This window comes from Methanosarcina sp. Kolksee (assembly GCF_000969945.1).
GTDB lineage: Archaea > Halobacteriota > Methanosarcinia > Methanosarcinales > Methanosarcinaceae > Methanosarcina > Methanosarcina vacuolata.
In genome coordinates, this window is sequence record NZ_CP009524.1 from 130,999 (window position 1) to 142,978 (window position 11,980).

At 37.1% G+C, this 11,980-nt stretch carries 6 protein-coding genes; 5 read left to right on the forward strand and 1 reads right to left on the reverse strand.

What is annotated here, in order from left to right; genetic code table 11:
• The first annotated feature begins 17 nt into the window (after positions 1 to 17).
• Together MSKOL_RS00775 and MSKOL_RS00780 are read left to right on the forward strand one after the other, a co-directional pair.
• Entirely contained in the window at positions 18 to 1,031 is a 1,014-nt protein-coding gene (locus MSKOL_RS00775; RefSeq protein WP_048153258.1) for a glycosyltransferase, read from the forward strand.
• Between the two features lie 185 nt (positions 1,032 to 1,216).
• Positions 1,217 to 3,196 carry a hypothetical protein gene (locus MSKOL_RS00780; RefSeq protein WP_048116796.1) on the forward strand — a complete coding sequence of 660 codons (1,980 nt, stop codon included), beginning with the start codon at positions 1,217 to 1,219 and terminating at the stop codon, positions 3,194 to 3,196.
• 511 nt (positions 3,197 to 3,707) lie between these two features.
• Here the strand turns inward: MSKOL_RS00780 and MSKOL_RS00785 are convergent.
• Positions 3,708 to 4,913 carry a glycosyltransferase gene (locus MSKOL_RS00785; RefSeq protein WP_048153259.1) on the reverse strand — a complete coding sequence of 402 codons (1,206 nt, stop codon included), beginning with the start codon at positions 4,911 to 4,913 and terminating at the stop codon, positions 3,708 to 3,710.
• Positions 4,914 to 5,115: 202 nt separating this feature from the next.
• On the opposite strand from MSKOL_RS00785, the gene MSKOL_RS00790 reads away from it, so the two are divergent.
• The 3 genes from MSKOL_RS00790 (at position 5,116) to MSKOL_RS00800 (ending at position 11,740) form a co-directional block, all read left to right on the forward strand.
• The gene (locus MSKOL_RS00790; RefSeq protein WP_048153260.1) at positions 5,116 to 6,300 is read left to right on the forward strand and encodes a glycosyltransferase family 4 protein; all 1,185 of its coding nucleotides are present in this window, start codon (positions 5,116 to 5,118) and stop codon (positions 6,298 to 6,300) included.
• A gap of 1,053 nt (positions 6,301 to 7,353) precedes the next feature.
• Positions 7,354 to 8,829: a right-handed parallel beta-helix repeat-containing protein gene (locus tag MSKOL_RS00795; protein ID WP_197078796.1), complete on the forward strand. Its 1,476-nt coding sequence runs from the start codon at positions 7,354 to 7,356 to the stop codon at positions 8,827 to 8,829.
• Positions 8,830 to 9,709: 880 nt separating this feature from the next.
• Positions 9,710 to 11,740: a right-handed parallel beta-helix repeat-containing protein gene (locus MSKOL_RS00800; protein WP_048153261.1), complete on the forward strand. Its 2,031-nt coding sequence runs from the start codon at positions 9,710 to 9,712 to the stop codon at positions 11,738 to 11,740.
• Positions 11,741 to 11,980: the final 240 nt, after the last annotated feature.

Below are 11,980 nucleotides of genomic sequence, written 5' to 3' on the forward strand. Positions count from 1 at the left end.
AAACGGGGCCAATTTGTATGAAATACCCTTTTGTTTCAGTCGTAGTAGGTATTCGTAATGAAGAAAAATTCATTGAAGAATGTATTGAGTCACTTCTTAATCTAGATTACCCGAGAGATTCTTACGAGATTATTATCGTTGATGGGATGTCCACCGACAAAACGCGAGATATTGTACAAAAATATCCTGTCACACTTCTTTTGAACGAAAAAAAGAATGTTGCTGCGGCAAGAAACCTTGGTGTGGAGAATGCCAGGGGAGAACTTGTCGCGTTTACCGACGGAGACTGTAAGGCCGATCCTCAGTGGTTGAAAACCCTTGTCCATGAAATGCAAGCTTCTCCAGATGATGTTGTGTGTTTTGGAGGGCCGAACCTGATCTTTGACACTGATCCTGTATTTGGCAGAGTTGTGGGATATGCCCAGGAGTCTTTCTTGGGGTCTGGAGGTTCGGCTCAGTCTAAAAACTCCACAAAAAAGCATTATGTCAGCTCTCTTCCTAACTGCAATGCAATGTACAAAAAAGCGGCAATTAAGGAAGTTGGAGGTTTTGATGAGCGGTTTGTGGTGGGTCAGGACGGAGACCTGAACTACAGAATCAGTAAGAAGGGTAACAAGTTTTTGTATATCCCGAATGCAAAGGTCCTGCACCATAGAAGAGGAACTTTCAAGTCCTTTTCCGTAAGGATGTTTAAGTATGGTGTGTGGATGGCAGAACTTTTCAAGAAGCATGGAGAATTTGTCCGTTGGTATGCTTTTTTGCCTTCGATTGCCATCTTATTTGCAGTCATTTTGCTTATTACTTCTATTAAATTTTTCATCCCAAGTTTGCTTCTTCTTGCACTCATGACTGTGTACTTTATTCTTGTCTTTATTACCTCAATCCAGGTTACCTATAAAATGAAATCAAAATACGGTCTTTTTACCCTTTTTATTATTCCTGTGCAACACGTTGCTTATGGGCTGGGGTTTTTGTACAGCTTTACAAATTCCCCTTTGATCTCAAAAGACAGTTCCTGTTCAGATATTTAACAATCACGAACGATGTCATTTATTTAAATAGAAACCGAAACACTTGAATATATGTGAAGCTTTTCAGGGCAAAATCTTCTTAATCAATAAAGCCCTGATGAATTCTTGCTGATTTTCAAACACAGAAGTTTGGATGCCAGGTTTGTTAAATTTATTATATGATTATTTAAGGTCATGGAGATAGTATGTTCGGATTAAGTAAAGAAACAGGACTCGGATTAGATAATGACCGTCTAATGAGGTTAATTTCTTTTCTGTTTCCGTTAGCTATAATCTTCGCAGTAATATTCGCGTTCTTATGGATGTTTGCAACCGGAAAGTTCGGTTATGCACTTCGGGGGATATTTACAGGAATACCTGCAATACTTTCCTGTCTTTTCATATTTTTCATTTACAAAAAAGATGTAAGTTTGCACGATATCGATATCTTTCCATCATTGAGTACAAAGTCCCTTGCGTACCTTTTCGGGATATTTTATATTGGTTCCCTAGTTGTACTTTTGCTGTCTCCGGGAAGCAGGCCTCTATGCTATTTCCTTTTTATTTTAGGACTTTATCTGTCGGTATTCTTCCAAATTTTCTCTAAAAATATAAATCCTTCTCTTATTCTGGCGGAATCTATCTTAATCGCGGGTAATTTAATTTTCAGTGTGACTTTAAATTATGATTTCTATGTCGGTACCACAGACATCCTGCCCCATATCTTTATTTCGGAAGTTACTGCACTGACCGGGAAAATAATTCCGACTTCCTTAAGTGATTACGCTTACTTTCCTCTTTATCATGTGTTTATTGCAGAAGCTTCTGAAATCTTGAAAATAAGCATAAAGAACTCACTTTTTGTGGTAACTGCACCTGTCTATGCAATAACCATAATTTTCCTTTATTACCTTTTTAATTACATAACAAACAACAGGCAGATCTCACTCCTTTCATGTGTACTCTTCTCCGCAAGTTCTACCGTACTCTATTATGGTACAAATGTAATCACTCGCACAATGGCATTCATAATGTTTATTGTATTATTATACCTGATTTATAGTGTCAATTTCAAAGAGGATAAACTTTCCTTAAAAACCCTTTCAGTAATTGTTGCAGTTTTTTTAACTTTAGTTCACAATGTCTCCCTTCCACAGCTTGTTATATTGCTGATCATTCTTCTTGCATCGGAATATGTGATAGGGAATAACAACTATATCAGCAAACCCTTCTTTATACTGCTTAATGTCATTTTTTCCACTTACTGGTTCTTTGTAGCATACATGTTTGTACAGAGGAGCCTGGCTCCCCGTTTGCAGAGCCAGTTTTTGGATTCTATAGTTTTAACTGCTGGAGGTTCAGAAGTTCTTCAGGAAAGTTTTACTGATTTAGCAGGGCTTCTGGATAAATCGGTATTTTTATTTTTTGCATTGATAGGAATAGGTTTTCTCCTGAAAAATTACAAGAAAAATTATGCTTCTGTATTAGGGTTATTTGCTCTGTTGACTCTTATATTTTATATTCCCAATCCCCTCAATACGATCTGGCAGTTCAAAGTCCTTTTCAGAGTTGACCGGTTTATGCTTTTCGTCAGTCCCTTTATGGCTTTCATAATGGGGTACGGATTGTATATATTCTGGAATTATATGACTAAGTATTCTTCTAAGAAATCGAACTCTGCTTTCTTAGTGATCTTATTGTTTTCGATTTTTGTTTTAGTCTCTTCGGTCTACAGTATTTCAGATTCGGGTTTTCTTGGTCAAGAAGCAAAACACGAATACTTTACTTCCGAAGAGTTGAGCGGCTTTAATCATATTTTTAAGTATGTTCCTGTCAATTCTCCAACTAAGTCGGTTTACACCGATTATTACGCTTCAAGGTTCTTTTATGTCCCGCTGATTCCTTCGAAATCTGCGGAATTGAATATCTCATCTTACGATAATTACAGAATCGGTGATGTAAATAAACTCCCGGAATACAAAGGTTATATCGTTCTCAGAACCAGAGAGTTTTTCAGGAGTGGATTATACTTTGGCAGTGAGGAAAGCACCCTGAAAGATACTGCCAACTATTTCTATCAGGGGTTACCCAAAAATGAGCTTGAGCTGGAAAACAACCTCAAAGGCCTTGACAAAATCTATTCAAATCCATCGACAGACATTTACATTCCGCATAAGGGGATTTAATAACCCCTTAAATTTATTCTTTAAACTCACATTCCGATTTCTAATATTTTTGTACAATTTCAAATCACAGAAGTATTATTATAATGGTTATTGATTAACAAACTGGCAATATCAAATGATTATTATCTCAAGTTGGCAGGGGTTCAGAATGTGCATTTAAAGATGCTTTTTTTCCAGGTGCCCATTTTACTTCTAGTGTCATGGCAACTTAGTTATGATACTTCAATACATAGACAATACTTCATCTGTAGTCCCGTTCTTAATTATAATGATCCATAACTAAATTGCTTAGACACTAGTGTCGAGTCAACCGCAAAATGTCGTATAAAATCAATTGCAGTTATTAAGAATCATTGAATCCTTGATGATTGACTCAACATAGGGTGAAATGGTACAGCATTTGTATATGAGTATAAGCTTTTACGAATTTTTATTTTCTATTTTGTGGATTTTAGTGTCTGTGATTTACAGCAGACTAAGGAATTAAAAAAGTAGGCTGGGGGATTGGGACTTATTTCAAAGTCTTCTCCAAAAGCTCTGAGTATATATCCACAGTCTTTTTTGCATGGGCTTCCCAGGTCAGTTCTCTCTGAATTATGCTTTTACGCCCGAGCTTCCCCATGTTTTCTCTCTGGTTTTTATTCTCAAGCAGTTTATTAATTTTTCTGGATAATTCTTCAGGGTTTTTTGCAGGTACCAAATACCCTGTTTCCCCATCGACCATAAGTTCAGGTATCCCGCCGACGTCGGTTGCTACAACTGGAACCTCACAGGCAAGGGCTTCGAGTACTACATTTGGTCTTCCTTCAGAAAGGGAAGGCAATACGAGGATATCCGAAGCTGAGATCCAGAGCGGGATGTTCTCATGGTTTACAGGCCCAGTGAATTTAATGTGATCTGCAATTTTGAGCTCTTGTGCTCTTTTTTCCAGACTTTTTTTCAGGCCATCGTCCCTGCCTACCATAAAAAGATTGGTGTTTGTGTTCACAAAATCCTTTGCAGCTTCAATAAGGTAGTCCACACCTTTTATTCTTCTAAGGGCTCCAACAAATAGGACGATATTCTTATCTTGTGGCAGGTTTAACAGATTCCTTGCATGTGCTTTTCCTGCAGGTTTGAACTTTACGGTATCAACACCGTTTGGAACCACATGGACCTTTTCTTCGTTTATTCCCAGATTTACTATGTGGAGCTTGAGATCCTCGCTGACAGAAAGAATCTTATCTGCAAAATTCATTGCCTCTATAATCTGCTTTGATGTATAGGAACCTTCATAAGCAACTTTTCTTTCTATTGTCCCGAGTGCACTTATTACAAGAGGGACTTTCCATTTCTTTGCAAGTTTCATCATCCCATACCCGTCAGGATATGAAAAGTGTGCGTGGATCAGGTCTGGTTCTGGATTTATATTTTTGATTGCGTATTCGAAAATGAAGTGAGAGTACGAAAACCCTGTTATGGGATAAAAATATTTTTTGGGGACAGCATATATATAACGTGGATAATGAAGGTCATATTTTTCGGTATGCTCAATCCGAGGCAGTTTAAAAAAGTTATAATATGGAAATACGGAAAAAGGAAGGACAAAGGGTTTTGGCGAGATGACAGTAACATCTACGCCCTGGTTTGCAATTGAGTCTATACTCTGTTTTATGAATGTCCCAAGTTGAGGGTAATACCTGTTAGGAAATTCCTGACATGCTTCCAGTACTTTCATAATCTTTTGCTCGTTTTCGATTCGGATGCATCAAAAGCAGACAGAGGAGAGAAGTAATCCTATAAATACTTCTCTGCAAAATGCATTAAATTCTTGTCCATGGATTTTATGCTAAACCCTCGTCCTTGAACTGAAAAAAATAATAAATAAAGCCATGGGATAAACTAATTAACTACTTTTGCTATTCTGGTAACCGGCTACTATGTTTAAAAAAGTAAATAATATTTTCCTGGTTTATTACGGTTCTTTCAATGCTAAATCAGGTTCGAATATCCACATTCTAGAACTTCTGAACAATTTAAAAAAACATACTGATATAGTCCTGTTTGCACCCGGACAGAAGAGTGTAGACCGCACTCTTCCAGGGATAAAATGCGTGCCTGTAATAGACAATAAATATCTTGTACAGCCCTCTTACGAATTCATGCTTTCTTTTTACCTTCTTTATTCTTGCATAAGAAATAGGCCTGACGTGCTCTATCTTCGCCAGAATTCTTTTCCGTTCTTTCCTATACTTCTATGTAATATTCTAAAAATTCCTTCCATAGTAGAAGTTAATGGGATAGTTCTGGATGAGTTAAAGGTCGATCCAAATTCACAGTCTTTTGCGTATAGAGTTTTCTCTCATCTTGCACTCAGGTCTGAAAACTTTAATTACAGGCACTGCGACAGAATTGTTTCAGTCACGGATAAACTCAGGGACGAACTTGTGAGACTATACTCAGTTCCTGAGAGCAAAATCTATGTTATTAACAATGGGGCAAATACTGATGTATTCAAGCCTCTGGATTCCAAACAGACCAGAGAGAAGCTGCAGCTTGAAAACTCAAAAAAGTACATATGCTTTGTCGGGAACCTTGCAGCCTGGCAGGGAGTTGAATATCTAATTCATGCCTCTCCTTTGATTCTGGAGAAATGTCCTGATGCTCATTTCCTTGTTGTAGGAGACGGAGTTATGAAGGAGAAACTGATGGAAATAGCTTCTAGGTTAGGGCTTTCGGATAAATTTACTTTCACCGGAAGAATTCCCTACGAACAGGTTCCTCTCTACATCAACGCGGCTGATGTTTGCGTTGCTCCTTTCATCAAGGAAAGAAACTCAAAAATAGGACTTTCAGCATTGAAAACTTATGAGTACCTTGCCTGTGGAAAGCCTATTGTGGCAAGCGGTATTTCGGGAGTCAAAGATTTAATTGAAGCTTCAGATGGCGGAATTTCCGTAACTCCTGAAGATCCTGAACAACTTGCGATTGCTGTAGTCAAATTACTTCTCGATGAAAATACCCGAGCTCTTATGGGAGAGAAAGGCCGAAGATATGTCGTTGAGAATCACAGCTGGGACGGAGTTGCAAGGAAAATTCTTGACATATGCAAAGATATTATTTAATTAACTCTTTGTAACTTGTAAAAAGAAAGTCTACAGCTTTATTCATGGCTGTATTCATAAAACAAACGCAGGCTGAGATAGTATTTTTTGTAACTTACGGCATTTTACGGCTTGAGTAAACTACCAATCTTCAATCCTGCAATTCTTCATTATTTGCTAATATTACAGCGCTGCTGTAACAGAGTTCGGCAACTATGTGATATTTATCCATGTGTCTTCGGTTAAGGAATCATTTAACCATAACATGGCTACTAAAATTATTTACACATCTTGATTTACTTTACAGGTTTACAGAAAAACATGATAATAGTAACATTTTTCTAATAGATCGTATCTTAACCAATGACGAATGGATATTTATCTTAATTGCACTGTTTATTGCAAGGGGTTAATTAGAAACTAACAATAAATTCACTCTTTTCTCAAGATGAATTTGTGTAATTTGGAAAACTGTAATTTGGAAAACTTAACCTGAGAAACAGGCGATTTATTTTGAATTCTTTACTATAGCATCTTGTCTGGCAGTGTACCGAAAGTTCTATGAGTTATTAGTTCAGTACTTTTTCTCACATCTTTAAACTCATATAACTATCTTTTATAAAAATTTGACAAATAGTATGAAAAAACGGCCGAATTTGTAAATATTTTTTGTAAGTGTTCTTAAATTCTGCGACTGTATACGCTGTTACTACACAAATATCTATCTAACAGAAATAATTATGAATTTTTGTAATGATTAATACTAAATCATTTCGATGTTAAAACGAGAATTAGGAATCTTTTTATCGATGGGTTGCCTTATCCTTAAAGGTGTTATTATATATTAACCCTTTACGCTTTCAAAAATTAATTTGCGTATATAAAGCCTTTAAATTCTGAAAGGATCTAATGTTTGTAATATCTTGCCCAATATATCTGAAAATATGGGCAAACTTCCTCAAATTTTTAGCAAACAATTGTAATTTTTGCGGAGGTGTGGACACGTTACTGCACAAATATTTAATTATCAAAAATATTAATAAATTTTATTCTGATCACCTTAAGATGATCCCGATGTCAAAACGAGAATTTGGACTCCTTTTATTGGTAAGTTGCCTTATTCTTGCAAGCGTTCCTACTGCTTTATGCCAAAGTCCTGCGCCAACTGTTTATGTTGCAGGAGATGGTAGTGGAGATTTTAACTGCGATGGAAAAGATGATCATGTACAGATAAATCAGGCTCTTAAGTTTGTGGCTGATAACTCTGAATATACCACTGTCCACCTTAAAGGTCCGTTTACGTATGTTATTAACAATACTCTTCTCATCGGCAGCAATACTATTCTTGAAGGTGATTCGACTGCTGTGATCAAACTGGTTGATCACGCAGGCTGGGTTACAATGAAACCTTTGATCCAGCAGATGAGTAGTTCCGGAAATAATAACATTGTAATAAGAGGTTTCGAGGTTGATGGAAACCATGACGGTAATTACGATCAAAAAAAATATCCTAAGGGTAAAGGGTTCTATAATGTGATGTACTTCCTTTATTGCAATAACGTAACCGTATACGATATGTACATGCACGACGGGCTCGGAGACGGACTGAGGATAAAATATGGCAAGAACGTCCAGTTTTATAACAACAAGATATACAAGCTCGGACACGACGGTCTGTTTGCGATTCAGTGTCAGAATGTAGAGGCCTGGAATAATATAATAACTTGCAGGACTAACAGTGGTCTTAGAATCTGGAACTCAAATGATGTAAAACTCCATGATAATTTCATCGATTCTTTCTACGATTGGAGCGCAGGCGGCCCGGGCATTCAGGTAGAAAAGTCTTCAGGTGCTATGGATGATATTGAGATCTACAATAATATGATCAATAATACCTACGGCCCTGGTATCTGGCTTTTCAACTATGATACCTCTGCTACCAAAGACGAGGGGAAAAATGTCTATATCCATAACAACATTTTCTATGACACGGGCACCAATCCTAGCATTACATGGGTTGGGGGTATCTTGGGAAGTGGATTCCATGATACACTTATAGAAAATAATGTCTTTGACAGTGCATATAATGTTGCCATTGTCAGCATGAGTCCCGAAGGTTTTTTCTCAAATTATACGTCAGAATACACAACAATTGTCCGCAACAATATAATTGTAAATACCCAGAAGCGTACAAAAAGTCCGAGCGGAACAGGATATGGAATTGCCAATTACCTACCTGAAACACATTCCTTTGAGATTGCATATAATTGCCTTTACAATAACTCAGCGGGTAACTATAAAGACTGCACCTCGAAAGCCGATATCCACATAAGGCCATTATTTGTAGACCAGGAAAACCATGATTACCACCTTCAATCAAGAGGTGGAAGTTGGAACGGGGAAACATGGGTTAAATACAAAGTGAGTTCTCCATGTATTGATACCGGATATCCATCTGCTGACTATTCCAATGAACCTGAAGATAACGGAAACAGGATCAATATCGGAAGGTATGGGAACACAATCTATGCATCGAAATCAAAGCACTGATGCATCGATATGTTTATCGTTTCTTCTATTGCGAATCCAGAGACTTGAGGTTGCATTTAATTAACATTGATATAAGTGCCATAGCCGTTAGGAAAAACTAGACACGCGTTAAAAATTATATCCGGGAGGGATTTGAAAAAGATTCTGTATAACTTTAACGATATCATTTGATTGTATTCTTAATGATATTGCAAAGGCTGTCTCAAAACGACATTCAATTCTATAATTGGGATGATTCATTGATGGTAGGGGTTCAACCCTGCGTAAATTTTGGGATGATTTCCGGCTGAATTAAGTCAAAAATGTTTCCCCCAATTATAGAAATTGTTGGAGTTTTGAGATCTCCCGTAAATGTTACTAAAGCTGTTTCTGACTTCGGGCCTGGCTAAAATCTTTATAGACTCTTCTTTTCATTTCACAAACTGATTAAAAATTCAAAAAGACTGTCAAAATATTTTTATAACATAGTGATTTAGTTCATAGTGTTGTCTATAGAAATTATTAAAGTGTTTATAGTGTTGACTATTAAAATTATTAAAGGCTAATACTCAATTTATTCACTATGCTCCTTGGGGGGACTTAGATGAATTTGAGGAATTAGCCTGAAATAAAGGGTGATTTCTTCTGGATTCCTTTGTTCCTTTGATAGGATTTAGTAGTTTTTGCTATGAACAATTTCTCTAAGAATTTCTATAGCCTTGAATGTTGGAGAGTGGATACTATTTGAAAAATCTCATCCATTATTCAATGAACTGAGTAAGAAATTTGTCTAATTATTTGACAGGCAATTTTAATTTTGTAGACAGATGGGTACTTTTTGCCCAGCACTTACTCTGTAATCATTTTAATATACTTTTTATAGTAGTCTCAGGTGATATAGATGCTAAAAAGAGAATTAGGGATCTTTTTCTTGGTAAGTTGCCTTATTCTTGCAAGTATTCCTACTGCTTTATGTCGAAGTCCTGCACCAACTGTTTACGTTGCAGGAGATGGGAGTGGGGATTTTAATTGCGATGGAAAAGATGATCATGTACAGATAAATCAGGCCCTTAAGTTTGTAGCAGGTAACTCTAAATATACTACTGTTCACCTCAAAGGTCCTTTTACTTATGTTATTGACGATACTCTTCTCATTGGTAGCAATACTATTCTTGAAGGGGATTCAAATGCTGTTATCAAGCTGGCTAACAATGCAGGTTGGGTTACAATGAAACCTATGATCCAGCAGATGAGCAGTTCCGGAAATAAAAACATTGTAATAAGAGGGTTCGAGGTTAATGGAAACCATGACGGTAATCCCAAAGTTTCTAAGGGTAAAGGGTACTATAATGTAATTTACTTTACTAAGTGTAGTAATGTAAAAGTATACAACATGTATATGCACGATGGACTCGGCGATGGGCTGAGGATAAAATCCGGAAATAATATTCAATTTTATAACAACAAGATATACAAGCTCGGGCACGACGGTTTGTTTGCAATTGAGTGTCAAAACGTAGAGGCCTGGAAGAATACAATAACCTGCAGGACTAACAGTGGTCTTCGAATCTGGAACTCAAACCATGTAAAATTCCATGACAATGTAATTAATTCTTTCTACCACTGGAGTGCAGGCGGCCCGGGCATTCAGATCGAAAAGTCTGCAGGTGTTATGGATGATATAGAGATCTATGATAATACTATCTCTAACACCTATGGCCCAGGCATCTGGATTTTCAACTATGACACCTCTGCTACCAAAGACAAAGGGAAAAATGTCCATATCTATCATAATGTCTTCTACGGCACAGGCACCAATCCTAGCATTACCTGGGTTGGGGGTATTGTAGCCAGTGGGTTCCATGATACTCTAATTGAAAATAATGTTTTTGACGGCGTATATCATGCTGCTGTTATTCACATGTATCCAGAAGTTTATTCTCCAAAGTACTCGTCAAAATACACAACAATTGTCCGTAACAACATAATTGTAAATACTCAAAAACGTACAAAGTCTCCTAGTGGGACAGGGTATGCAGTGATCAATTACATCACTAAAAACCATGTTTTTGTGTTGGAGAATAATTGCCTTTACAAGAACTCAGCAGGCAAATATAAAGGCTGCACTTCGAAATCTGACATCTACTTAAACCCATTATTTGTAAACCAGAAAAAACATGATTATCACCTCCAGTCAGTTGCAGGTCACTGGAATGGGAAAAAATGGGTTAAGGACAAAGTTAGTTCTCCCTGTATTGATGCCGGATACGCCTCTTCGGACTATTCTAAAGAACCTGAAAATAATGGAAACAGGATCAACATAGGCAGATATGGAAACACAATCTATGCTTCACTGTCATCCACACAAGTAAAGACTGTTCAGTCTTTGTTAACAGACTCAATCTCCGAATATACAAATGAGACTGATGAAAATGAGACTGATGAAAATGAGACTGATGAAAATGAGACTGATGAAAATGAGATTGATGAGGATCTTAACTTTACGGAGGAAATTTTTGACGAGGACGAAGATAATTTCACATACTCCGAAGATCTTTCTGTCGATACACAGGGTCCGGTTATTGAATCAATTCCCGAAACTACAGTTAAGATTGGAGAAACTTTGAACTTTACAGTGGAAACTTCTGATGTGAATGGAGGCAACCTTACCTTTTCAGCATCTGATCTTCCTGCAGGTGCAAGTTTTGACAAAACAGGAGTTTTTAGCTGGACGCCTTCAGACGGACAGGAAGGAGTATACACTATATCTTTTGAGGTAAGTGATGGCATTTTCAGCGATTCTGAAGTTGCAATAATAAGTGTGGTTGAAGAAGCCGCTTTGAACCTTTCTAACGCGTACGACACCTACCTTTACGAAGTATCTCCTGAAGGTCTTTGTTTGAGCAATTTATCTCTCGGATTGGAGGAATGACTGATGCTTAGTAAGTTCTAAACCAAAAAAACTCGCAGTCTGTGGTAAAACCAGCTCTGTTGAATCAATTCTAAATTGTGTAAATAAAGCAAGTTCTCAGAAAAATGGTCGGAATATCTTAAGAACGCAGTTAGAATGGAGTTGCAAGAATGGAATTGGAGCAATATGCTCTGACAATACTTTTATGATATGTCAGAGGTTTACTCCTAATTTCCACATTCTTCTCCAACTTTTATGTTT

What these genes read in the sequence shown, in the direction of transcription:
- MSKOL_RS00775 (WP_048153258.1), top strand. Translation starts at nt 18, where the DNA reads ATGAAATACCCTTTTGTTTCAGTCGTAGTAGGTATTCGTAATGAAGAA.
- MSKOL_RS00780 (WP_048116796.1), top strand. Translation starts at nt 1,217, where the DNA reads ATGTTCGGATTAAGTAAAGAAACAGGACTCGGATTAGATAATGACCGT.
- MSKOL_RS00785 (WP_048153259.1), bottom strand. Translation starts at nt 4,913, where the DNA reads ATGAAAGTACTGGAAGCATGTCAGGAATTTCCTAACAGGTATTACCCT.
- MSKOL_RS00790 (WP_048153260.1), top strand. Translation starts at nt 5,116, where the DNA reads ATGTTTAAAAAAGTAAATAATATTTTCCTGGTTTATTACGGTTCTTTC.
- MSKOL_RS00795 (WP_197078796.1), top strand. Translation starts at nt 7,354, where the DNA reads ATGTCAAAACGAGAATTTGGACTCCTTTTATTGGTAAGTTGCCTTATT.
- MSKOL_RS00800 (WP_048153261.1), top strand. Translation starts at nt 9,710, where the DNA reads ATGCTAAAAAGAGAATTAGGGATCTTTTTCTTGGTAAGTTGCCTTATT.